Origin of the sequence: Guyparkeria hydrothermalis (genome assembly GCF_023555385.1) — a bacterium.
GTDB lineage: Bacteria > Pseudomonadota > Gammaproteobacteria > Halothiobacillales > Halothiobacillaceae > Guyparkeria > Guyparkeria hydrothermalis_A.
This window is the reverse complement of sequence record NZ_JAJSED010000001.1, coordinates 916,754-940,223: the sequence shown is the minus strand read 5'-3', so window position 1 is coordinate 940,223 and position 23,470 is coordinate 916,754. Positions and strand designations below refer to the sequence as shown.

Genomic DNA, 23,470 nt, shown 5'->3' with positions numbered 1-23,470 from the left:
GGGCTTCTGATCGCATCCGACTGTCTACCGGCGAGCGTCCCTTGGGTCACGTGGCGCCGTATTCGGACTGCATCAGAGGGCCCTTGTTCCCTACCCATTTCCAATCGACGACAGGCGAAACCGCACTTACATGGCTGAAATCAACCCGATTGCCAACCGTATCGACAACCTCATCGAGCGCTCCGAGTCGCTCCGGGGGTATCTTTAACTACGATGAGAAGAAGGAACGCCTGGAAGAAGTCGACCGCGAGCTGGAAGTCCCCGAGGTCTGGAACGACCCGGAGCGTGCCCAGGCGCTGAACAAGGAGCGTGCCTCGCTGGTGCGCATCGTCGACACGCTTTCCGCGATGCGCGACGGCCTGACCGACTCGCGTGATCTGCTCGAGATGGCCGGCGAGGAAGACGACGAGGACACCATCGCCTCGGTCGAATCCGACGTCGAGGAGTTCGAGAAGCAGGTCGAGGACCTCGAATTCCGCCGCATGTTCTCCGGCGACATGGACGAGTCCAACGCCTTCATGGACATCCAGGCCGGCGCCGGCGGCACCGAGGCGCAGGACTGGGCCTCCATCCTGCTGCGCATGTACCTGCGCTGGGGCGAGAAGCACGGCTTCAAGACCGAGATAACCGAGATCTCCGACGGCGAGGTCGCGGGCATCAAGTCGGCCACCATCCGCTTCGAGGGCGAGTTCGCCTTCGGCTGGCTGCGCACCGAGACCGGCGTGCACCGCCTGGTGCGCAAGTCGCCGTTCGACTCGGACAACCGCCGTCACACCTCGTTTGCCTCGGTGTTCGTCTCCCCCGAGGTCGACGACAACATCGAGATCGAGATCAACCCGGCGGACATCCGTACCGACGTCTACCGCGCCTCCGGCGCTGGCGGTCAGCACGTCAACCGGACGGAATCCGCGGTGCGCTTCACGCACCTCCCCACCGGCGTGGTGGTCGCCTGCCAGTCCGAGCGCTCGCAGATCCAGAACCGCGACCGCGCGATGAAGCAGCTCAAGGCGAAGCTCTACGAGCTGGAGATGCAGAAGCGCCGCGAAGAGGCCCAGGCGGTCGAGGACACCAAGTCCGACGTTGGCTGGGGCAGCCAGATCCGCTCCTACGTGCTCGACCAGAGCCGCATCAAGGACCTGCGCACCAGCCACGAGACCGGCAACACGCAGGCGGTGCTCGACGGCGACCTCGACCCGTTCATCGAGGCCAGCCTCAAGAGCGGCCTCTGATCGCGACACACGCCCATCGACCGGCCGGGATGACCCGGCCGTTTTTCCCTTTCTTCAGGCAGTAAACGAACCATGGCCGAGCAAAAGCCCGAACTCGACGAGAACCAACTGATTGCCGAGCGCCGCGAGAAGCTACGGAGGCTGCGCGAGACCGGCAACCCGTTCCCCAACGACTTCGACCGCGAGAACATGGCCGGGGAACTGCAGGCCGAGTACGGCGAGCACGACAAGCCGTGGTTCGAGGAGAACACCGTGCGCGTCGCGGTCGCCGGCCGCGTCATGGCCAAGCGGGTGATGGGCAAGGCGAGCTTCCTCTCCATCCTCGACCAGTCCGGCCGCATCCAGTTCTACGTCGCCCGCGACGACGTCGGCACCGACGTCTACCAGGACTTCAAGACCTGGGACATCGGCGACATCGTCGGCGGCGAGGGCGTGCTCTTTAAGACCAACAAGGGCGAGCTCTCCGTGCGCGTGGATTCCATCCGCATGCTCACCAAGAGCCTGCGCCCGCTGCCGGACAAGTACCACGGCCTGTCGGACACCGAGGCCCGCTATCGCCAGCGCTACCTCGATCTCGTGATGAACGAGTCGGCGCGCGACACCTTCCGCCTGCGCACCCGCGTGATCCGCTTCATCCGCGACTACCTCGACGGCCACGGCTTCCTGGAGGTCGAGACGCCGATGATGCAGGCCATCCCGGGCGGGGCGTCGGCCAAGCCGTTCGTCACCCACCACAACGCGCTCGACATGCCGCTGTACCTGCGCATCGCGCCGGAACTGTTCCTCAAGCGCCTGGTGGTCGGCGGTTTCGAGCGGGTCTACGAGATCAACCGCAACTTCCGCAACGAGGGCCTGTCCACGCGGCACAACCCCGAGTTCACCATGGTTGAGTTCTACCAGGCCTACGCCGATTACAACGACCTGATGAACCTCACCGAGGACCTGCTGCGCCGCTGCACCGAGGAGGTCCACGGCGGCACGTCGATCGAGTACCAGGGCGACACCTTCGAGTTCGGCAAGCCGTTCGAGCGCCTGACCGTCCGCGAGGCGATCCTGCGCCACAACCCGGACCTCACCGCTGACGACATCGACGACGAGGGCAAGGCGCGCGCGGTCGCCGAGAAGCTGGGCATCCCGCTCAAGGATTCCTACGGGCTCGGCAAGGTACAGATCGAGATCTTCGAGAAGACCGCCGAGCACAAGCTGCACGACCCGACCTTCATCACCGAGTACCCGGCCGAGGTCTCACCGCTGGCCCGTCGCAAGGACGACGATCCGTTCGTCACCGAGCGCTTCGAATTCTTTGTCGGCGGCCGCGAGATCGCCAACGGCTTCTCGGAGCTCAACGACGCCGAGGACCAGGCCGAGCGCTTCGCCCAGCAGGTCAACGAGAAGGAAGCCGGCGACGAGGAGGCCATGCACTTCGACGCCGACTACATCCGCGCGTTGGAGCACGGCATGCCGCCGACGGCGGGGGAGGGGATCGGTATCGATCGGCTGATCATGCTGCTGACCGACTCGGCGTCGATTCGGGATGTGCTCTTGTTTCCGCATATGCGGCCGGAATGATGTTCCATGGTTAAACTTTGGTAAGCTCGAATCTCCATCGAGTGTCCTAGTGGCTCATGATGGGGTCCGATTTCAGGAAGAATCGTTTTAAATCAAGGAGGATTTGCAGTGGGATCTGTTATTTCGAAAACTCTGGGTGGTCTTTCGGCTCGATACTACGTTCGGCAGTTTGTGTTTGGCTTGGCGATGGCTGCCTTGTTTTTTGTTCTGCCAATGCAAAGTGAAACCGCGACGGTTTCATTTGGCCTTGTTGCCTTTGCCGCAATAAGCACTTTTCTATATCCGTACTCACGCTTTGTGTACGAAAGTGTCATCGACTTCATTGTTGGCGAAAATGTGTTTTTTTTGAACGCCTTTGTGATGTTGGTGACTAAGCTCTTCACAATGTTGCTGTGCTGGTTCCTTGCTATTTTTATAGCTCCTGTTGGAATGGCGTACCTCTACTACCACCACAGTAAAAATGAAGAACTCCCGGAGCGGGAAGGGAGCGAGTCTTAAGGGCCTTGTGTGTCTCCCCGCGCGATAGAGCACGGCATGCCGCCGACGGCGGGGGAGGGGATCGGCATCGATCGGTTAATCATACTGTTGACCGACTCGGCGTCGAATTCGGGACGTGCTGCTGTTCCCGCATATGCGGCCGGAGTGAGATTAAGCGTCTTCTAAAGAAAAAGGGAAACCCGCATGTGGCGGGTTTTTTTTATGGTGATAATGTGGTTGATGATAAAAACCCAGAAAGACGGAATCTGTCACTGGCCTCTCTGAGTTTTGTTGCTTATTTCTGGGGTGGCGGGAGTTTGGTGGCAGACAATGTGACACTTCAGTTCATCAGCCTGAAATTTTCCCGCCCTGAAGTTTTAGCCCTATTGGCATGGGTTACATTGTTCTGGTTCTTGTATCGATACTGGCTTCTTAATCGGAATAAATTTCATGACAGTTATGCTGTCGAAATTTTATCAAGAGTAAACCGCGAAGATGCGAACCAATACGTCGCGAAGGCCTTGGGGAATAAAGCCGCAGAAGACAGCGAAGAAGGTTTGCACATAGATAAAATATATTGGAGTGGCCTTCACATGCGTGCCGATTGTGTGTGGGCTTTGAAGGTGGGACGGAATACGGATACTGGACGGATCAGTTCACGAACCGGGGCCGACCCCAAGCGTAGCCAGGAAGTTGTATTCGATGGAATCGGAGGGTGGCGGACCGCTATTGTAATAAATTCGCGAGTTTTCGCTCTAACTGAAGGGTTTTCAAGTTACCTTGTTCCATATGTTCTGTTTTTCATAGCGTTGCTATCAGCTTTAGTTTCCCTGTTTTTGATGTAAAGATGCCTTTTAAAACTTGATCTGAGGTTTCGCACGCTCTCGCGCGATGCAGTCCTGTGTTGGGCGAAGCCCGGCGTGCGAGGCACTTTCTCTTGCTTGCCCAAGAGAAAGTACCCAAAGAGAAGGGCACCCCTCGCCTTGGCCCTACGGGCTTCCCTCCCGTCCGGGGTGCCGCGGACGGGTCGGTTCGACGCGACGTCCTGTCGCGGCGAACCTCGGGGCGGCGTCCATGCCGCCCCGACCCTGCGGCACCCCGGCCGCTCGGCAAGGCGAAGGGGACTTCCCCGCCCGATGACTCCCTGCCATGTATATTTGAGCTCCCAACCCCATTGTTCTTGGTAGCTGATGCCAGATATTGATTGGAATAACAGGCGTCTCCCGAACGATGCGCAGCTGTGGAGCTTGCGCGGGACGCCTACGCGCTGCTTTAGCTACTCCTCGCCCCTTCTGAGTCAGCACGGTGAGTGAAACTCTTCCTATCGTGTTCGCGGCTTACCCACTGCTCCTTGCGGGTGCGGCCCTCATATGGCTGGTTCGTCTGGGGACCCAAGATCGGCTCGATTGGGCAGTGCTAGTGTTGGCTTGTGGCAGCATCATGGCCTTTGTGTTTCTCGCGGGTAGCTGGGCCTTTACCAGTTATTACCTGCGGTACGTTTTTCCTGGCTTGTTTGCCGTTGTCGCGGTGTTTCTGTACCCCCGAACGGGGCGTGGCAACTCTAAAGCTCGGACGCGCTTCAGCGGGATCACGGTCCTGCGTGCTTCGGTATTTCTCTTGTTCTCGGTGCTGAACGCGCTAGTGATTGCGTCGCATTACCCATCGGGCGAGACGCTTGATGTCGATTTCCCGCTTCGCTCCGGCACTTACTACGTGCTCCAGGGTGGGGGCAGTGCCGTCACCAACCCCTTCCACGCCCTGAGTAGCGACAGGAAGGCTGTCGATATCGTCAAGCTGAACCGGTTTGGCAATCGGGCGGACGGTATCGCCCCGCGTGCGTTGAGCGCCTACGAGATCTTCGGCGAGACGCTTCATAGCCCGTGCGAAGGACGCATTGACCGGGTTCGCGACGGTCTGCTGGACAACCCGCCTGGACACCCGGTCACGGAGCAGTCGGAGGGCAACTATGTCGTGTTGCGGTGTGACGAGGCGGATATCTTCATGGCCCACCTCAAGCGCGGCAGCATCAGAGTGGCGCCAGGGGAGGTCGTAACGGCGGGGCAGCCGTTGGCCGAAATCGGCAATTCGGGAAACAGCCTTGAACCACATCTTCATATCAGTGCGACAAAAAACGACCGGGCGATCGGGCTTCAGTTAAACGGGCGGTCATTGTCGATGAACAGCGTGGTCCGCCGAGGTGAAGAGGTGCATAACTAGGCATCCACACGACGGCGGAAGTGCTACCCGGTTCCGCTTCCGGGCGAGCTGGGTCGTAGGAGCGTCATTTCTGAGCCGCTAGCCGGCTTGCTGGAATACAACCCAACTGTTGGCGCAGTCCTGGCAGTTGGAGGTATAAGTCGGGCCGGACTTTTTTACCCGAACCTTTCGTGACTGGCAGGCGGGGCAGGGCATCTTCATGGAGGTGTTTGTCCCGCACGATCCACAGCGTACGTAATAGCCGTATTTGCCGTATTGGCCCGCAAGGTCGGCTGTCTCGCCGCATTTCTTGCAGGCGAGAGTTGCTGCGTCGGCCTTGTTCGGTTGAACCGACGCCGAAACGGCTTCATTCGGTTTCGACGTAGGCTGAATTTGATCCCGTTGTTGTGACGTAAATGTAGCGGACGGCTCCGCGGCATGCGATTGATGGTTCTCCACCAGGAACCGGCCGATTCCTTCGATTTCCTGCTGGCTGAAGCGCGGCTTGGCCTTGACCCAGCTTTCGGCCCAGGTTCCGACCAACTCGCGAATCTTCTTTGCGACGAACTCGCTTTTGACGACTTGATCGGCGATAGCACGCGGCATGTCGTCCCGATGCAGGATCGCGCTGCTGGACACGGCACAGATCGTTTTCCAGTCACGCCCACCGATCTGGGTCTGGATGCCTAGTAGCTTGCCCAGAAACTTCTCAACGTTCTGACGTAGAAGGTCTTTGACAAGCTCCTCCTGCAACTCGGCTTGCCGTACCGGAGAGGGCATGCCGTACCACTGGCCTCGAAAGCTACGGGACCACTCTCCCTGACGGTTGACCTTTACTTCACCGTGGATGCTCTTGGACTCGATGATGACGAGCCCGAACGGATGCACCACGAGGTGGTCGATCTGAGCGTGTTCTCCCTTGTGTTCGACACGAAGGTCGTTGATCACGAGGATCGACTCGTCATCCCCAAACTCGCGGCGCAAATAGAACGCGACGTCCTTTTCCTGCTGATGCCCTGCCTTGGTTCTTTCGTCCTGTCCGGCTGGGCTTTCCTTTTCCTTGATAATCATCCAGCGCTCCTGAGCGATGTTGCCCGTGGCGTCTGAGCGCCTCGGATATGCGACCAAAGAATAATCGCAATATGCATGCGGAATCGAGCATGGATCGACTCACTCAACACCGCCATACGGTATTTCAACGGGTTGAGTGAAAGGTTCGCATGGCCTCGCGCTCGGTTGTGGCGGGCCTTCGGTATATTGGCCATATAAAGGGCATCAACAGAGCCGACGTTGCATGACAGATATCGACTGGAAAAACACCCATGCCGCCATCTGGCGCTCGGGGCCGCAACGACTGCGGTCCGTGCATCGTATCGATCCCGTTGTCCCCGACCAGCTGCTGGGAGTCGAGCGCCAGAAGCAGGCGCTGATGGAGAACACTAGGCGTTTTCTTCATGGTCGCGGCGCGAACAACGCGCTGCTGTGGGGTTCGCGCGGTACGGGCAAGTCGTCGCTGATCAAGGCGATGCTCAATGCCTACGGCGATCAGGGCCTGCGGATGATCGAGGTGGACGCCGATGACCTGGGCGATCTGCCGGAGATCATCGACCCGCTGCTGGACCTGCCGCAGCGGTTCGTCATCTTCTGCGATGACTTGTCTTTCGAGCAGGGCGATTCCCGTTACAAGGGCCTCAAGCGCGTACTGGAAGGCTCGCTGGAGCTGCCGCCGGAGAACGTGGTGGTCTATGCCAGTTCCAACCGCCGACACCTGCTGCCCGAGCAGGTGAGCGACAACGACGGCGCGCGGGTGGTGGACACGGAGCTGCACCACACCGATGCCGTCGAGGAGAAGATCTCGCTCTCCGACCGCTTCGGCCTGTGGCTGTCGTTCTACCCGATCAGCCAGCCGGAGTACCTCGAGATCGTCGACTTCTACTTCCACGACTGGAGCGGCGACCGCGACGAGCTGCACGCGGAAGCCATCAAGTTCGCCCAGACCCGCGGCGTGCGCAGCGGCCGGGTCGCGCGGCAGTTCTTCAACGCCTTCGGCTGAGCCCTGGGCGGTCCGTTCCCGATCCAACCGGAAACGCGTGGCCACGTCCGGGCATCGGTCGTGGTCAGGCAGGTGGTTTGGCGGTGGGGAGGTCGGTTTCCAGCAGGCGTTCGGTGGCACGGATGATGACGCGTGCCACGCGGTAGGTGCTCTCCAGGGACACCCATTCGTTGGGGGCGTGGGAGACGTCGATGCGCCCCGGTCCGTAGAGCACCGTGGGTATGCCGGCGAGACGAACCCAGCCGGCCATGTCGCAGCCGTAGGGGGCGGCGGTCACGGCGGGGGTCTGGCGGAATTCCTCCTCGGCCGATTCGACCATCGCGGTGACCAGGGGGTGGTCCGGGTCCGTCGCCGACGAACCGAAGCCGGCGGCCATGCGCGTGATGCGAGGGGGGTTCTCCACGAGCCAGCGATCCTTTCGACACGCCTTGGCGATCGCGTCGCGAAAGCGCTGTTCCGCCTGGTCGACGCTTTCGTCCAGGGCGACGCCGATGCGCACCTGGGCCTCCAGCGAATCCATGACCGTCGACGACCAGCGCCCGCCGCTGATTACGCCGACGTTGGTGGCGTAGGGGAGCTTGTGTGCCGTCATCAGGGGGTTTGTCTCGCGCGCGTTCACGGCTTGCTCGTCGGCGCGCATGGCATGGAGGAGGGTGATGAAGTGGTCGAGCGCGCTTTCGCCCTGCAGCCGATTGCTTGCGTGCGCGGCGCGGCCCGGCACCTCGATCTTCAGCGACATCGCCCCGGCGTGCGCGATCACCAGTTCCGGGATGTCATCGACGATGGTCGGTTCGGGAAGGATGGCCGCGTCGGCGTCCCAGCCGCCGCGGATGGCGGCCAAAGTGCCGAGTCCGCTGTCCTCTTCGGCCGGCACGGCCGCAAATACCACGCGACCCGGGAAGTTACGCTCGCCGGAGGCGAACGCGGCGAAGGCGGTCATGGCCGCGATCAGGCCGGATTTCATGTCGGCGGCGCCGCAGCCGTAGATCCGGTCGTCGCGCATGACGCCGGAGAAGGGCTCGTCGTTCCAAGGGCCGTAGTCGCCGGGTGGCACGACGTCGACGTGGCCGGTGAGCAGCACCGACGGGCCCGGCCGGTCGCCGCGCACCACGCCCACCACAACCGGTGCCCAGGCCCGTTCGACCTCGTGGCCCGGGTAACGGGGGTCGCGCTGCAGCGAGGCGATCCCGTCGTTCCAGTAGTCGATTTCGGCGTCCAGTTCCTGCAGCCAATCCGCGATCTGGGCGATGGCCGCATCTTCCTGGCCGGTGATCGACGGAATCCGGATCAGCGACACCAGCCGGTCGCGGATCTGGTCCGCATCGGCGAACGACGTACGTCGAACCATGAGGAGACCTCCTATCTGTCGGCCGCGACATGAGCATAGTGCACCGGCCCACGGCCCGGCCATGGCGTGCCGCGCGCCGTCGACAGGGGGCGGGGTGTTGACTAGATTCGGTGGAGAGGCGCGAGCGCGCCCCGGGGCGAATGGAGGGTCGCACGATGCCGTCGAGCGAGCACGTGAACAGGAAGGCGCCACCGCAGCCGGTGCTGACAGGCCGCCGGTTGCGGCTGCGCTCGACCAGTGATGCGGAGATCGAATTCGTCGTCGACCTCGAGCGCCACGTCGACAACGTGGACTACATCGAACAATGGAGTCCCGCCGACCACCGGCACTGCATGCAGACGGCGGACTGCACGCACTGGATCATCGAGGAGATGCGTTCCGGCGATCCGGTCGGCTTCGTGGTGCTGGAAGGCCACTGTGACCCCAATGACGCCCTGCTGCTGCGTCGCCTGGTCATTGCTCGCAAGGGGCGGGGCTTCGGCAAGGAGGCGGTGACGCTGCTGACGCGCTACTGCTTCGAGGTGCTCGCGTTCCACCGCCTGTGGCTGACGGTGCTCAAGGGCAACGAACCGGCCCGGCGTCTCTATCGTCGACTCGGCTTTGTCACCGAAGGGGTCAGCCGGGACAGCGTCAAGGAAGACGATCACTACCTTTCCATGTACGTGATGTCGATGCTGGCGCCGGAATACCCTGACTCGCAGGCCTCCCGCGAGGCCCATTGGCGCGAGAACGCCGGCCAACCGGCGGCCCAGGACACCGGGAGGGAACACTCATGAGTCGCAACGCTACCCCACCGCTGCATGTCGGCGTGCTGTTCGGCGATCCGCGCCTGCCGTATCCCTACCGTCCGGAGGGGCGCCTGACCGAGGAGGATTTCGAGGACATCCGCCGCCTGCGCGAGGCCCTCGAGCCGTTGGACGGCTTCCGCTTCAGCTACTACGACGATCACCTGCGCCTGTACGAGGACCTGCGCGAGGCCGCGCCGGACTTGGTGCTCAACCTCTGCGACACCGGCTATCGCAACGTGGTGCGTCACGACACTCTGGTGGCGGCACTGCTCGAGATCCTCGAGATCCCCTTCACCGGGGCCGGTTCCTTCGCCATGGGCCTGAGCACGGACAAGTCGATGGTGCGGTCGCTGGCGATGGGTATCGGCATACCGGTGCCCAACGAAACCTTTGTCGACCTGACCGCCGATCCGCTGATCCTGCCGGAACTCTACCCGGCGCTGATCAAGCCGAACGCGGCCGACGGCAGCGTCGGGATCACGCGCGACTGCGTGGTGCACAACGACGTTGAGGCGCTGGCCTACCTCGAGCGGCTGCGCGACGAGCTCGACCGGCCGCAGGCCCTGATCCAGGACTTCCTTGCCGGGACCGAGTACACGGTGGGCCTGATCGGCAATCCCGGCGACTTCACCGTGCTGCCGCCGCTCGAGATCGATTACAGCCACCTCGACCCCGGCCTGCCGCCGATCCTGTCCTACGGCTCCAAGGCCGATCCGGAATCCCCGTACTGGCAGCAGCTGGAATTCCGGCGCGCGGACATCGACGATGCCACCTACGCCCAGCTGGTGGACAACAGCGTGCGACTGTTCCAGCGCCTGGGCTGCCGTGACTACGCCCGGTTCGATTTCCGCGCCAGTGTCGACGGCGTGCCGCGCCTGCTGGATGCCAACTACAACCCCACCTGGAGCTGGAACGGCAAGATGGCGTTGATGGCCAGCTGGGCCGGCTACGACTACAGCACGCTCTGGCGCATGATCCTGGAGGCCACGGCGCGCAGATGCGGCTTGCTGGATTGAGCGGCCGGGGTGCCGACCTAAGCGACCGGGTCGTTCGGCCATCCTGCCAGGGAAAGCCCGTGGACAACGCCATCGACATCCGCCCCGAGGAGCCCGCTGATCTCGCGGCCATTCGCGAGGTGACGCGGGCGGCATTCGCGACCCTCGAGATCAGCGATCACACCGAGCAATACATCATCGACGCGTTGCGCGCTGCCGGGGCGCTGACGATCTCGCTGGTTGCCGAAAGGGCAGGGCAGGTGGTCGGCCACATCGCCTTTTCACCGGTGACGATCTCCGACGGCACGCCCGGCTGGTACGGGCCGGTGTCGGTGCTGCCCGAGTACCAGCGGCAGGGCGTCGGCGCGGCGCTGATCCACGCGGGGCTGGCGCAGTTGAAGCGTCTGGGCGCGCGCGGGTGCTGCCTGGTCGGCCACCCGGACTACTACCCGCGCTTCGGCTTCGAGCATCCGTCCGCTCTCCGCGTCGAGGGTGTCCCGTCCGAGGCCTTCTTGGTCCTGCCGTTCGACGGTCCCGTGCCGCGCGGCACCGTCGGTTTCCATGCGGCGTTCGCGGCCACCGGCCCGGCAGCGCCGTCACCGTAAGCGCGGGAGACGAGTGCCAACTCGGATCAGGTGTTGGGTGAGGCGATGAACACCGTCTGGGTGGGGTAGGCGAACTCGATCTCTTCTTCCTCGAAGCGCTGGTGGATGTGCAGGTTCACCGCCTGCTGGACGTCCATGTATTGAGCGTAGTCCGCGCTGAGTACGTAATAGACCGTCTCGAAGTTGAGCGAGAAGTTGCCGTAGGCCTTGAAGTGGGAGCGGTCGAAGCGGGTGCCCTCCGATGCCTCCACCGCCTCGCGCATGATCTCGGGGATGATTTCCAGCTTGGCCCGCGGGGTCTGGTAGGTCACGCCGATCTCGAACACCACGCGCCGCTCGTGCATGCGCCCGTAGTTGCGGATGCGGCTCTGCAGCAGGTCGGAGTTGGAGAACACCAGCTGCTCGCCCGACAGGCTGCGCAGGCGGGTGGTCTTCAACCCCACGTGTTCCACGTTGCCCATCAGGCTGTCGATGATCAGGAAGTCGCCTTCGGCGAAGGGCTTGTCCAGCACGATCGACAACGAGGCGAACAGGTCGCCGAGGATGTTCTGTACCGCCAGAGCGACGGCGATGCCGCCCACGCCCAGCCCGGCGATCAGGGCGGTGACGTTGATACCGAGGTTGTCGAGGGCGAGCAGCAGGACGAACGACCACAGCGCGATGCGGCCGAGGAAGCCGGCCGCGCTGAGGGTCATGGCGCTGCCGGGGTCGGTCTCGCGCCGTTTCAGCCGGTAGCGCTCCAGTCGCTGGACGAGAAAGGTGCTGGACCACAAGCCGGCTTGCACCAGCAGGCCGAGCACGGTCACCGACTGGACGAACTGGTCGCCCTGGGGCGGCAGGTCGTGGTAGAGCGTGCCGAGGTAAAGCGCCACCACCAGCAGGAACCACCACTGGGTGCGCCGCAGTACCGCCACCAGATCATCGTCGAGGGAGTTGCTCGTGTGTTCGGCGAACTTGGCCCAGCGGGCGAGGAGTACGCGCTGGGCCACCAAGAGCAGGGCAAAGACGCCCAGCGCGACACTCGCGGCAACCAGGGCGTCCATCAGGTTGATTTGGCCAATGGTCCATTCCAGGGGGTTCATCACAACCTTCCTCGGGGCCGCGGTCCGGAATGCCGTTTCCAGACGGGCCTGGGTGGGCACTCCGCGACACCTGCAACGTGGTTGGCAAAAGAAATCGGTGTCTCCGAACTATAGACTCCACTCGCGCAGAGGCGAGCCGGGCAAGGGTGAGGCTCGACCCGGCCGGAACAATAAACGCGCCTGCGTTATCTTACGCACGGCGGGCGATGCGCTCGCCTTCCCGGACGTCGACCTTCCACAGCAACAGGGCGCCAGCCAGGAACAGGGCAATCACCGACAGAATGCCCAGACGCGAGCTGTCCGTCAGGAAAGCCACCGTTCCGATCAACCCCGGGCCAATCACGGCGGCAAACTTGCCCATCATGTTGTAAAAGCCGAAGAACTGGCCGGCCTTGTCGGCCGGGATAATCCTTGCATACAGCGATCGGCTCAGGGATTGCACCCCGCCCTGCACCAGGCCGATAACGACGGCGAGCATGTAGAACTCCTGGACCTGCTGCATGAAGTAGGCCCAGATCGTGACCAGCAAATAGACCCCCAGGGCAATCAGGATCCCCGCCTTGGGGCCAATCCGCTCGCCGAGCAGCCCGAATAGCAGCGCCGCGGGAAAGCCGACAAATTGGGTGATCAGGATCGCCACGATCAGATCCTGGCTGTCGAAGCCGATGGACAGGCCGAAGTCGATCGCCATGCGCACCACCGTGTCGACGCCATCGATATACAGCCAGTAGGACACCAGGAACAACCAGACCAACTTGTATTGCCGGATATCGCGGTAGGTCTTGTACAGGTCGCGAAAACCGCCCGTGACGGCACGCTTCAGGCCGACCCGGGCTCCGCCCCGGTCGGCCGGCAGGTTGAAAAGTAGCGGTAGCGTGAACACCGCCCACCAGATGGCGACGCTGACAAAGGCAAAACGCACGGCCTCGGTGCTGTCGACAAAGCCGAACCAGGTCGGGTAGGCCGTCATCAGAATATCGACGCTCAACAGTATCCCGCCCCCCAGATAGCCGAGCGCATAGCCGTAGCCGGATACCAGGTCGTAATGCTCTGGCCGAGACGCCTTGACGATAAGGGCATCGTAAAAGATCACGCTGCCCATAAAGCCGACCACAGCCAGAACATATAAGGTTGCTGCAGCCAACCAGGCTCCTTGTGCCACGCCGTAGAGCGCGGCAGTCATGATCATTCCCAATGCAGCAAAAGAGAGCAGCATGCGTTTTCGGGCCTCGCCAGCATCCGCGATGGCGCCTAGGATCGGTGCGAGCAACACGATGACGATGCCGGCGATGGAATTGGCCATGCCGAGATGGAACGTGCTGGTCGTGACGGATTGACCGGCACTCAGATACTCCTTGAAAAAGACGGGGAAGATGCTGGCGAGCATGACGGCCGCAAATGCCGAGTTGGCCCAGTCGTACATCGCCCAGGAGAGCACTTTCTTGTCGGTCAGGATTTTCCACATAGAAAGCTGTATCCCGTTATCGGCCTCATTCGGGTGCTCGACCCACACGGGCTGGCCCGGCGTAAGCGACTGGTGCTGCGCCCCTGGGGCCGGAAAGCCCGGCGGGTTCGGCTTTTACGGGTTCGTTGCCGGGCCCGAAAGCGGCGATGTGATCGGGCAAGGTGTCCGGTGGCGAAAAAAGGCGCTGTCCAGGGCCTTCACTGATGCGAATGTAGCGCCTGATGGGGCGCTTGGCTCGGTCTACCGTGTTGAGACTCGCCGCGTGCCTCCCCTCGATTTGGGGCAAGGGGCGCCTTGTGACCCTCGTGGATGCATAACTCTCGTGGCCGCCTGGGTGACACTGTGCGGGAGGCGAGGGGGCAGTCGCCCCGTCGAGATAGTCGGTCTGCTCTATGCCGGGAGACAGTGGCGGCCGTTTCGCTCATGATCGGACCCATGTCGATGAGAATCACGGCAACCTTCCAGCGCCTTTCCGCGCCGTCCTCTTTCATCGCCCTGGCGAGCAGTGCCGTCCTGTTGTCCAGCGGGTGCGCCACCACCATCGTGCCCCCGGAGTCGGTGGATCGCCCGCAGGCTGTCTTGGTGCTGGACCATGGTCGCCATTCCAGTTTGGTGCTCCCGCACGCGCATGGTTTCGTTCGCTATGCCTACGGTGACTGGGGCTGGTATGCCGAGATCGATACGGGGACGATCGAGGCCAGCCGGGCCCTGCTCTGGCCGAGCCGTGCCGGCCTGGGGCGCAGCCTCACCGGCGAGCCTGCGACGGAGCAGGGCGTGCGGGAGGGGCTTCGCGTCGGCATCCAGGACATCCATGAGGTGACGGTCGACATGGACCGGGTGACCGCGTTGCGTTCCTCACTCGAGGCCTATCATCGGGCAAACGCCGCCGGCGCGAAGTACAACGCCGTCTACGATTTGACCTTTGTCGAGCATCCCGAGCCGTATGCATTCTGGAACAACTCCAATCACAAGGTTGCCGAGTGGCTGCGGCGGCTGGGTTGCGCGATCGAGGGAAGCGCTGTCTGGGCCTGGTGGCGTGTCAGGCCCGTCGGGGGCTTGGAAGAAGGTGAAGGAGGCGAAAGGCTCATCGCGCGCTAGCGGCCGAATATCTGCTCGCCGCCTGCCACAACGGGGATCCCGTCAGCCAGTTCCTGCAGTCTCATAACGCCGGATGCGTTGCTATCTCCGCCTTCCTGCGGTGACCGTATGAACGGAGGCAATCGCTATCCGAGAGGCGCCGGTGTCCATCGTCGCCTTATGAGGCTCGGCAACGACGGCGACGGAGTCGGACCTCCGCCCTTTCCAGGAGCATCGACCCAATGAACCTATTTCCCGCGATCCTGAGTGCACGTGGAACAACGTGGTGGTTGATCCACCTAACCATGGGGATCGCACGGGTAAGGACGCCCTGATCCGAGATTTCCTCACCGGGACCGAGTACACGGAGGTATATCGTGTCGGTGCTGGCTATACTTTTCGGCTATCTCTCAACCGCACACGGGGGCACTCATCGACGATCTTCTTCAATCGGCGTTGCAGCTCTCGCCCCTGACGATCTATGTCGTGCTGGGCGTGCTGTGCTGGGCCGAGGCCGCATTCTTTCTCGGCTTCGTGACACCCGGAGAGCTCGCCGTGGTGATCGGCGGAATCCTCGCTTCTCGTGGTCAGGTGGAGATGGGCCCGCTGGTGGGTGTCGTGGTGTTTGCCACGATCCTGGGGAATGCGACGGGCTTTTTCATCGGCCGCCACTGGGGCGCCAGAGTGCTTGAATGGGCGCCCCTGCAGCGTTTCTTCGGCCCGTCCATCCGGCACGTGCAGGGCTTCATGCAGCGCAGAGGGGAGTGGGCGATCGTGCTGGGCCGAGTCTCCACGCCCACCCGAATCATCGTGCCTTTTCTCGCTGGTGCCTCGCAGTTGTCCTATCGCCGGTTCCTGCTGTTCGACGTGCCGGCGAGCGTGGCCTGGGCGGTTACGTTCAGCACGCTCGGCGTCGTGCTCGGGGCATCCTGGGACGTTCTGCAGGAGGTGACTGGGACGGCCGCTCTTCTGATACTGATCCTTTTCATCACCGCGTTGGTCATTCGCTGGGTGGCGGTCCGCATCGCGGCAAACCGGCGACGGGTGGAAGAGGTCTTCCTCGTCGCTCTGCGCGTTACCGGCACCGACGGAATCGCCCGCACGCTCGCCCCGGGTCTTCGCTGGCTGGCTCGGCGGCTCAGTCCAAGCATGGCCCATGGATTGAGCCTGACGTTTAGCTTCCTCGCTCTGTTTGGCTCGGTTGGCGGTATCGTCCTGGTGCTCAGCCACACATGGGCGGTCGGCGGCCTCGCGCTGGTCGACTTTCCCGTTCTCGAATGGATTGGTGAGGTGAGAACGGACCAGGCCGTCACGTTCGCGCGCGGCGGTCTCCAGGCGTTTCACTGGCCGGGGATTCTTGCGGTGGCGATCCCGTTAATGGCGTTCGTGCTCTGGCGTGCGGGGTGGGGCGCGGCGCTTCGAATCGGCTTCGGTCTCGCCTTCGCAGTCGGCGGCGCCTATGTGCTCGATCGCTTCGCGCTGGCCGGGGTGGTCCCGAATGCGGAGTTTCCTTCGGTACCCGTCACGGCTGCGGCAGCTCTCGTGGTTCAAACCACGGCGTTCACTTTCAGGATGTGGAACTGGCGGGCCGCGGTGCTTTGCGCCGGCATCGGCACCTTCGTCCTCTTTGCCGTCGGGCTGGGAACGCTCGTGGCAGGCTGGGCCGCACCGTCGGGAATCGTTTTGGGGCTGGCGCTGGGGATAGCGTGGGCCACGGTGGTCGAACTGCTGCTAGAGGCCCTCCGTGAGCAACTGGCCCATCACACCTCCGAACTGGATTCCCGGACTGAACCTGACGTGTAAGGGCGTTTGGTTACCCGGTCCGGTTCACTCGCCGGCGGACGTTACTGATACATGCCTGCACCGACGATAAGTGTCTCGTCACCCACCTCGACGCTCCTTACGTAGGTGGTCTTGAGGGCATCTGCCTGAGGCTGGGTTGGCCGCGGCCAGTGGTAGGTCACCCAGCCATGGCCCTGTTCCTTGGCCAGTTCGATGTACTCGCGCACCAGGTATTTGCCCGTACTGTCCCGGACATCCCAGAGGTTGCGCCCCTCGATGCCGGGAAAGGCGGGATTGACCAACTCCACGCCGTTGTCGGCGGTGACGAACACGTAGGTGTCATGGAAGAAAAAGCGGCTTGTGGGGTCGCGCAGGGTGGGGAATGCGTCCTTTCCCTGTTGTCGCAGCAGATCGGCGGCCGCCTCCACTTCTTCGACGAGAAAGGCCTTCTCCATGCCGCCCCGGTACACCCCGCTACCGATCAGGTAGTCGGTTCCGGAGGGCGAGTGGGCACGCACGATGTAGGTCGATTTCCAGATCGGTTGAAGGTCGTGGGGGCGATTCCACTGGTAGTGCACCCAGCCCTTGCCATCGCCTTCTTTGGCGGCCCTGACGAACATCCGCCCGATCGGCTTGCCGCCGACGTCCTTCAGACGGATCAGGTTCTGCTTTTCGTGCTCGGGGTCCGGCGGGTAGACCTTGCGGTTGCCTTGCAGGTCCCAGGCAAAGAGATACCGGTCACCCCGGTACCAGCGGCTCCCCGGCTCACGAAACGCCGCAAAGACCGACTCCCCTTTGCGGTTGACGGCATCGGCCGCGTCCTCGACGAGCCTGACCGTCTCGCGCGTGGTTTCCATCTCGTAGGGTGGAAGGGAGGCGTCCTGGGCAGCGAGCACGGAGGAGCCCAGCAACAGAGGCAGCGAAAGTAGATATCTGGACCAGCTGTTCACGGCAACCCTCCGATCGATCGTCATGACGGGATGTGAACAAGAGTAGTACTGCGCGGCGTGGCTTTTGCGCGGGAGGACAGGTGTTTGTCCGTGAGTGATGGGCATGGGGCCATCATTGTTCTCCAGTCCGCCGGGTTGGTATACGCTTCGATTTTTCCGGATAACCGTCGAAATGGACTTCCTTCCCGCGATCCTGAATGCGTTCGGTACCTTGTGGTGGGTGATCCCGCTTGCCGTGGTGCTTGCCCTGGCCAAAACGCCCTGGTTCAAGGGCATGTTCGGCGAGCTTCTGGTGAGGGTCACCGCATGGTGGCGGCTGCCCGCCGACGATTACCACCCGCTGCACAATGTCACTCTACGCACGCCGGACGGCACCACGCAGATCGATCACGTTTTCGTCTCGCGTTTTGGCATCTTTGTGGTCGAGACGAAGCACATGAAGGGCTGGATCTTCGGCGGCGAGAACCAGGCGAAATGGACCCAGAAGATCTACCGGAAGACGGTGTCGTTCCAGAATCCGCTTCGGCAGAACTACAAGCACGTCAAGGCGATTGAGGCGATGCTCGACCTGCCGGCCGAGGTGATTCACTCCGTCGTAGTCTTCACCAGCAACAGCACGTTCAAGACACGAATGCCCGCCAACGTGACGGCGGGCGGCGGCTACGTGCGTTACATCCGCTCGTTTGGAACGCCCGTGCTCAACGAGGAGCAGGTGGGGCAGGTGATTGCCGCGATCAGGTCTGGTCGGCTGGCCGCGACACGTGCCACGCACCGTCAGCATGTGGCTCAGCTGAAAATGCGCGCCGATCCGAATGCCGCGAGACGTTGCCCCAAGTGCGGTAGCGAGATGGTGTTGCGGACGGTGAAACGCGGGGCGAATGTCGGCAAGCGTTTCTGGGGATGCTCGACGTTCCCCGCCTGTCGAACCAGGCAGGATGTCGAGTAATGAAAGAGGCGGCGGGTGAGGGTGACGCTCGCCGGCGCCGGTACGCAATCAGCCGGCTGATTGCTCGATCAGGTGCCGGAGGTCCTCGGTGATATTGGCTGTCTTGGTTTCCTCGTCGATCAACAGACGGGTCTTGCCCTGCGGGCCGAAGACGAATACCGCCCCGCTGTGATTGACGATGTAGAAGCCGTCCTCCTGCGGTTCTTCGTAGCTGAAGGCGACACGGTAGCGCTTCGCGACCTCCTTCAGCTGTTCCTGCGTGCCGGTGAGGCCGACGAGGTTGGGGTTGAAACCGGCGACGTACTCGTCGAGCACCTTCTTGTCGCGCTTGGGGTCCACCGCCACGAACAGGATCTCGACCTGGTCGGCTTGGTCGCCCAGGTCCCGGGTTGCCGCGGCCAGCTTGCGTAGGGCCACCGGGCAGACGTGCGGGCAGCTGGTGTAGCCGAAGAACATCAGCTTCACCTTGCCGCGGTACTTCTCGGCGGTGACCTGCTCGCCGTTGTGGTCGGTCAGCTCGAACTCCAGGTCCGGCATGACGCCGGTGATGTCGTGGCCGTGCCAGCCACCCGGTGGCTCCTCGCTGCAGCCGAGCAGCACCAGCGGGAACAGGCAAACGGTCAGAAGGGTCTTGAATCGCGACACGCTTTTACCTCGCGCAGCCAAGGTTGGGGGTGGGGGAAACGGGGTTGTCGAGCTGTTGGGTCTGGCGCTTCCAGCGGTATATCAGCACGAGGCCGCCAACGACGCTCATCATCGCAGCGGGCACCCAGGTGAGCAGGCCGCCGATCGACTGGTCCACTAGGGGAGTGATCGGCAGGATGCGCCCGCAGGCGGCGTAGATGCCAAACAGGTCGTGGTCGCTCAGGGCGATGTAGGCGCCCAGCGCGATCTGCGGGAACATCACCAGGACCAGTACCAGCAGGCGGTAGCCGTAGTGGCGGAAGTCGCTCACGCCCGGCGCGCGCAGGTTGAAGATCATCCACCAGAACAGCAGCCCGTCGATGGCCATGCCCCAGTTCATCGCGTTGTATAGCGGCACGTTGAGCATGGCGTAGAAGTGGATCGACGGGATCAGCCAGAAGTAGATCAGGCCGACGAAGATCGCGCCCGATACCAGTGGCTCCTGGATGGCGGCGTACAGGTGACGCAGCAGCCAGTTTCGGCGCATGGGCGCCACGACGTGACGATGGACGACCTCGGGCAGACCGGCGCCGAGAATCGCTGCCGGGGCCGAGACGGCGATCAGGAACGGGGCGACGTGATGCAGCACCAGGTGCTGCAAGCGATGCATGAAGAAGCTGTGCTGGGCGTAGTACTCGAACTGGGTCTGCAGCATGACGTACATGCCGACAAGCCCGATCCAGAACATCACCGCCTGGCCGATGCCACCGCCCGCACGTCGCCAGCCCCGCTGGTAGAGCAGGCCGGCAGCGACACAGACCAGCAGCACCGTCGGCGAGAATTCGTACGGCAGGAGGAAGGCGAGGCTTTCCTCGAGCACGGTGGGCAGCGTCATGGTCGGTGCCTCATCAGCCCGTCAACTTATCCGATTACCGTCGGCAGGGAGCCGAGCGGCAGGTAGTGATCGGCCAGCATCAGGGCGAACAGCGCGGTCAGGTAGGTGATCGAGAAGCCGAACAGCTTCATTGCCTGCTTGTCGCTGTCGGTGTGCATCAGCCGCCAGGCGCGCAGGATGAAGCTCCCGCTCAGGAGCGTGGCGCCGACCAGGTACACCGGACCGCTCATGCCCACGGCGACCGGAAGGAGGCTCACGGGGAGCATGGCGATCGCGTAGTACAGGGTTTGACGCTTGGTGTACGCCACGCCGTTGGTGACCGGCATCATCGGCACCTTGGCGGCGGCATACTCCGCGCGCCGGGCGATCGCCAGCGGCCAGAAATGCGGCGGCGTCCAGACGAAGATGATCAGGAACAGGGCGATGGCCTCCCAGCCGACCTGGCCGGTGACGGCGGTCCAGCCCAGCAGGGCCGGTGCCGCGCCCGAGGCGCCCCCGAGCACGATGTTCTGCGGGCCGATCCACTTGAGGTAGCGGGTGTAGACCACGGCGTAGCCGACCAGGGTGAGCATGGTCAGGACAGCGGTCAGCGGGTTGACCGCGAACCACAGGAGCCCCAGCGAGGCCCCGGCGAGCAAGGCGGCGAAAACGGTCGCCGCGGTTCTCGAGACATCCCCGGTGGGCAGTGGGCGGGCCTTGGTGCGGCCCATCGCGGCGTCGATCTCGCGGTCGGCGACGTGGTTGAAGGCCGCGGCCGAGAAACCGGCGAGCGTGATGCCGACGGTGCCGGCCACCAGCAGCGTCCAGGGCAGATCCCCCGGCGGGGCGGCCAGCAGCATGGCCACCAGTGCGGTGAACACAACCAGCGAGACGACCTTGGGTTTGCACAGCTTTAAATAGCCGCGCCAGGGGAAGGCGCCAATTGCAGCGACCGTCTGTGCTCGAACATTCATGTGCACACTCCCTTCGGTGCCTGACCCATCGCGGGGGTCAGCGGATTGTTTAGGTGGTGATTGAGGGCGAGAAGCGCCAGCAGCAACAGCGTTGCCGCCGCGTTGTGGGCGACGGCCGTTGCCAGTGGCAGGCCGAACAGGACGTTGGCGGCGCCGATCGTGATCTGTACGCCCAGCAGGGTGCCTACGGCAAGGGCCAGTCTGGGGGCGATGCGGCTCACCTTGATCGTCAGGACCAGTAGGACGACGAACACCACCAGCGCGCCCAGTCGATGCAGCCACTGGGTGGCGATCAGGCCGGGGGTCTGCAGACCTTTGACTTCATGCGGGCCGAACACGCCGCTGTAGTCGGCAGCTGATGGCCACCACTCGCCGTTGCAGGCGGGAAAGCCGGTGCAGGCGAGGCCGGCGTAGTTGGTCGAGGTCCAGCCGCCGAGGAAGATCTGGGCGATCAGCAAGACCAGGCCGAGCAGGGCGAACACGCGCATGCCGGGAGTCACCGTTGATTTCGGCAACTGGGTCGCCCCGGCCGTGCGCAGGCAGCGGTGGCGGTTGTCGAGCCATATCCACCAGAGCATGGAGAGCACGGCCAGCCCGCCGAGCAGATGGGCCGTGAGCACCAGTGGCTTGAGCTGCATGGTCACGGTCCACATGCCCAGCAGGGCCTCGAAGGCGAACAGCGCGGCGAGGGTGGACAGAATGGCGCGGTGACGCTTGTACCACCAGCCGATGCCCACCAGCATCAGGGTCAGCAGGCCGAGGGCGCCGGCGGCATAGCGATGCATCATCTCGTCGAGGCCCTTGCCCGCATCCAGCGCCTGGTCGGGGTTCAGCGCGTTGACCTGGGTTCCGTTGGTCTCCGGCGAGCTGACCGTGAGGTTGCCGTAACAACCCGGCCAGTCAGAGCAGCCCAGGCCGGCGTCGGTCATCCGCACGTAGGCGCCAAGCACGACCACCACCAGGGCGAGAATGGTGGCGAGATACGTCAGTCGGCGGTAGGTGCGTCCGTCGCCCTGGGTGACGGCGCGCTGTTTTGCAGACTTGAAGTCCACCACGTCAAGCCTCCCCAGCCAGACGCAACAGGCGTTCGAGATCCTCCAGCAACCCCTGCGGATCGAACCCGGGGTCGTAGCGCAGCACCAGGAAACCCTGCCGATCCACCACGTAGACGGATCCTTTCTTCAGCGGCCACTGGTTGCTTTCGAGCACCTGCAAGCCCTTGTCGAAATCCGCGGGTTGACCGGTGCCAGCCGGCTCCAGCAGGACCCGTTGCACGGCCCGCATCGCTTCGTCCTGCGCCAGGCGAACCCGGCGGAGGGTGTCCATGAGCGAACGGCAGTCTGCGTCGCAGCCGACCTGGTTCTCGCCGGCGGGCACGTGGTGGAGCAAGGTCCATTTACCCTTGAACAGGCCGGGGTCGACCGGCTCGCCGTCAAGCGTTGTCAGTCCCGCTACCGGCACCCGCTCGACGGGAGTGATCAACTCGCCGTGTTCGAGCCCGCCGCGTTTCTCGAACGGCTGGAGGGTGTACATGGTCCACGATGCGGCCAGTGGCAGGATGAAGACCGCCGCCAGGCTCAGAAGAATGGTCCACTGCCGTCGATTGGCATTCGTCATCACTGCATCCAATTTCAGTTTCTCCTTTGTCTGCCCCGGTGCAGGCCGTGCCACAGGTAGACGATGATCAGCACCATCGCGAATCCGAACCACTGCGCTGCGTAGCCGTGGTGCCGTGACGGCCCGAACTCATGCATGACCTCGACCTTGTGTGCCGCGACCTCCGACCCGTCGGGGTAGAGCACGACCGGTCGTAGCCCGAAGCCCAGTTCCTTCTCCAGCGTTTCGGGCAGGGCGGTCTGCACTACCTTGGGCCAGCCGGTGGCAAAGGTTTCACGATCGGACAAGGCGAACGGCGGCGCTTCGGGCGTCATGGCCAGGCCGGTGACATGCACCGTTCCCGCTGGCACCTCGACGGCGGGTAGTTGCTGACGGCTTTCGCCTTGCGACACCCAGCCGAGGTTGACCAGCACCGCCTCGTCGTCGGCGATGCGCAACGGGGCCAGCACTTCGTAGCCCGCCTGCCGGTTCCGTACCCGGTTATCCAGCAGGAACAGGTGGTCGTCGTACTGGCCACTGGCGCGGGCGTGCAACGGCACGTTGGTCGGGCCGAGTGATCCGGCGGGTACCGGTGCGGCCTGCCTGGCCGCCGACTCGGCTTCGAGCAACTGCTGCTTTTCCGCCGCCCGCTGAACCTGCCAGCTACCCAGCCCGATAAAGACCGGCAGCAGGACCAGCGTGGCGAGGGTTTGCACCAGGGCAGGTCGGAATCGACGGCCCCGGGGAGAGGCCCCCGTCACCGAGGCAGCCTCACCGGAGAGGTCTGCCGTTCGGTTGTCCCTGGCCGTTGCCATGTTCGCTCCTCGCCATGTGGCGCCG

General features: G+C 63.3%; 23 protein-coding genes and 1 pseudogene. 13 read left to right on the top strand and 11 right to left on the bottom strand.

Annotated elements, in window-relative coordinates; translation table 11 throughout:
- Positions 1–130: 130 nt before the first annotated feature.
- The 6 genes and pseudogenes from prfB (at position 131) to LV476_RS04305 (ending at position 5,492) form a co-directional block, all read left to right on the top strand.
- Positions 131–1,229 (top strand): peptide chain release factor 2 gene (gene prfB / locus LV476_RS04330; protein WP_250073799.1). Its coding sequence is split into 2 segments (ribosomal slippage): positions 131–205 and positions 207–1,229, totalling 1,098 coding nucleotides; the frame shifts between segments, so codons are not numbered across the junction.
- Positions 1,230–1,301: 72 nt separating this feature from the next.
- The gene (gene lysS / locus LV476_RS04325) at positions 1,302–2,798 is read left to right on the top strand and encodes a lysine--tRNA ligase (RefSeq protein WP_250073796.1); all 1,497 of its coding nucleotides are present in this window, start codon (positions 1,302–1,304) and stop codon (positions 2,796–2,798) included.
- Positions 2,799–2,906: 108 nt separating this feature from the next.
- Positions 2,907–3,296 carry a hypothetical protein gene (locus LV476_RS04320; protein ID WP_250073794.1) on the top strand — a complete coding sequence of 130 codons (390 nt, stop codon included), beginning with the start codon at positions 2,907–2,909 and terminating at the stop codon, positions 3,294–3,296.
- Positions 3,297–3,314: 18 nt separating this feature from the next.
- Positions 3,315–3,444, top strand: a pseudogene (locus LV476_RS04315) (amino acid--tRNA ligase-related protein); the annotation flags it as partial.
- Between the two features lie 37 nt (positions 3,445–3,481).
- Entirely contained in the window at positions 3,482–4,120 is a 639-nt protein-coding gene (locus tag LV476_RS04310) for a hypothetical protein (RefSeq protein ID WP_250073791.1), read from the top strand.
- A gap of 595 nt (positions 4,121–4,715) precedes the next feature.
- Positions 4,716–5,492 (top strand): M23 family metallopeptidase, encoded by a 777-nt coding sequence (locus LV476_RS04305; protein WP_250073789.1) that lies wholly within the window; start codon positions 4,716–4,718, stop codon positions 5,490–5,492.
- A gap of 78 nt (positions 5,493–5,570) precedes the next feature.
- Here LV476_RS04305 and LV476_RS04300 read toward each other — a convergent pair whose 3' ends face one another.
- Positions 5,571–6,542 (bottom strand): nuclease-related domain-containing protein, encoded by a 972-nt coding sequence (locus LV476_RS04300; RefSeq protein ID WP_250073786.1) that lies wholly within the window; start codon positions 6,540–6,542, stop codon positions 5,571–5,573.
- Between the two features lie 223 nt (positions 6,543–6,765).
- Between LV476_RS04300 and LV476_RS04295 the strand changes: the two genes are divergently transcribed.
- Entirely contained in the window at positions 6,766–7,524 is a 759-nt protein-coding gene (locus tag LV476_RS04295) for an ATP-binding protein (RefSeq protein WP_250073784.1), read from the top strand.
- Between the two features lie 64 nt (positions 7,525–7,588).
- Here the strand turns inward: LV476_RS04295 and LV476_RS04290 are convergent, their stop codons facing one another.
- Positions 7,589–8,872: a M20 family metallopeptidase gene (locus LV476_RS04290; RefSeq protein ID WP_250073782.1), complete on the bottom strand. Its 1,284-nt coding sequence runs from the start codon at positions 8,870–8,872 to the stop codon at positions 7,589–7,591.
- Positions 8,873–9,027: 155 nt separating this feature from the next.
- On the opposite strand from LV476_RS04290, the gene LV476_RS04285 reads away from it, so the two are divergent.
- The 3 genes from LV476_RS04285 to LV476_RS04275 are packed head-to-tail and all read left to right on the top strand — an operon-like array spanning position 9,028 to position 11,260.
- Positions 9,028–9,648, top strand: coding sequence for a GNAT family N-acetyltransferase (locus LV476_RS04285; protein ID WP_250073780.1), 621 nt, complete (start codon positions 9,028–9,030; stop codon positions 9,646–9,648).
- Complete coding sequence (locus LV476_RS04280) at positions 9,645–10,676, top strand: D-alanine--D-alanine ligase family protein (RefSeq protein WP_250073778.1); 1,032 nt, start codon at positions 9,645–9,647, stop codon at positions 10,674–10,676. The genes LV476_RS04285 and LV476_RS04280 overlap by 4 nt, the downstream gene beginning before the upstream one ends.
- 59 nt (positions 10,677–10,735) lie before the next feature.
- A complete protein-coding gene (locus LV476_RS04275) occupies positions 10,736–11,260 on the top strand; it encodes a GNAT family N-acetyltransferase (RefSeq protein WP_250073775.1) in 525 nt (174 codons plus the stop codon).
- 26 nt (positions 11,261–11,286) lie between these two features.
- Here LV476_RS04275 and LV476_RS04270 read toward each other — a convergent pair whose 3' ends face one another.
- Positions 11,287–12,342, bottom strand: coding sequence for a mechanosensitive ion channel family protein (locus tag LV476_RS04270; protein ID WP_250073773.1), 1,056 nt, complete (start codon positions 12,340–12,342; stop codon positions 11,287–11,289).
- Positions 12,343–12,532: 190 nt separating this feature from the next.
- The gene (locus LV476_RS04265) at positions 12,533–13,855 is read right to left on the bottom strand and encodes an MFS transporter (RefSeq protein ID WP_349665993.1); all 1,323 of its coding nucleotides are present in this window, start codon (positions 13,853–13,855) and stop codon (positions 12,533–12,535) included.
- A 387-nt stretch (positions 13,856–14,242) separates the two neighbouring features.
- Here LV476_RS04265 and LV476_RS04260 point away from each other — a divergent pair, with 387 nt between their 5' ends.
- On the top strand, positions 14,243–14,905 hold the full coding sequence (locus LV476_RS04260) for a hypothetical protein (RefSeq protein WP_250073770.1): 663 nt from the start codon (positions 14,243–14,245) through the stop codon (positions 14,903–14,905).
- Between the two features lie 465 nt (positions 14,906–15,370).
- On the top strand, positions 15,371–16,687 hold the full coding sequence (locus LV476_RS04255; protein ID WP_250073768.1) for a DedA family protein: 1,317 nt from the start codon (positions 15,371–15,373) through the stop codon (positions 16,685–16,687).
- A 41-nt stretch (positions 16,688–16,728) separates the two neighbouring features.
- Here the strand turns inward: LV476_RS04255 and LV476_RS04250 are convergent, their stop codons facing one another.
- Positions 16,729–17,616 carry a cache domain-containing protein gene (locus LV476_RS04250; RefSeq protein ID WP_250073766.1) on the bottom strand — a complete coding sequence of 296 codons (888 nt, stop codon included), beginning with the start codon at positions 17,614–17,616 and terminating at the stop codon, positions 16,729–16,731.
- A gap of 97 nt (positions 17,617–17,713) precedes the next feature.
- Between LV476_RS04250 and LV476_RS04245 the strand changes: the two genes are divergently transcribed.
- Positions 17,714–18,562, top strand: coding sequence for a nuclease-related domain-containing protein (locus LV476_RS04245; RefSeq protein ID WP_349666010.1), 849 nt, complete (start codon positions 17,714–17,716; stop codon positions 18,560–18,562).
- A gap of 48 nt (positions 18,563–18,610) precedes the next feature.
- On the opposite strand, the gene LV476_RS04240 is transcribed toward LV476_RS04245, so the two are convergent.
- The 6 genes from LV476_RS04240 to LV476_RS04215 are packed head-to-tail and all read right to left on the bottom strand — an operon-like array spanning position 18,611 to position 23,445.
- On the bottom strand, positions 18,611–19,207 hold the full coding sequence (locus LV476_RS04240) for an SCO family protein (RefSeq protein ID WP_250073764.1): 597 nt from the start codon (positions 19,205–19,207) through the stop codon (positions 18,611–18,613).
- Between the two features lie 4 nt (positions 19,208–19,211).
- Positions 19,212–20,081 carry a cytochrome c oxidase assembly protein gene (locus tag LV476_RS04235; protein ID WP_250073763.1) on the bottom strand — a complete coding sequence of 290 codons (870 nt, stop codon included), beginning with the start codon at positions 20,079–20,081 and terminating at the stop codon, positions 19,212–19,214.
- Positions 20,082–20,107: 26 nt separating this feature from the next.
- Complete coding sequence (gene cyoE / locus LV476_RS04230; protein WP_250073761.1) at positions 20,108–21,034, bottom strand: heme o synthase; 927 nt, start codon at positions 21,032–21,034, stop codon at positions 20,108–20,110.
- On the bottom strand, positions 21,031–22,086 hold the full coding sequence (locus LV476_RS04225) for a COX15/CtaA family protein (RefSeq protein ID WP_250073759.1): 1,056 nt from the start codon (positions 22,084–22,086) through the stop codon (positions 21,031–21,033). The genes cyoE and LV476_RS04225 overlap by 4 nt, the downstream gene beginning before the upstream one ends.
- Before the next feature lie 4 nt (positions 22,087–22,090).
- On the bottom strand, positions 22,091–22,651 hold the full coding sequence (locus tag LV476_RS04220; protein ID WP_250073757.1) for a hypothetical protein: 561 nt from the start codon (positions 22,649–22,651) through the stop codon (positions 22,091–22,093).
- Between the two features lie 14 nt (positions 22,652–22,665).
- The gene (locus LV476_RS04215) at positions 22,666–23,445 is read right to left on the bottom strand and encodes an SURF1 family protein (protein WP_250073756.1); all 780 of its coding nucleotides are present in this window, start codon (positions 23,443–23,445) and stop codon (positions 22,666–22,668) included.
- Positions 23,446–23,470 lie beyond the last annotated feature (25 nt).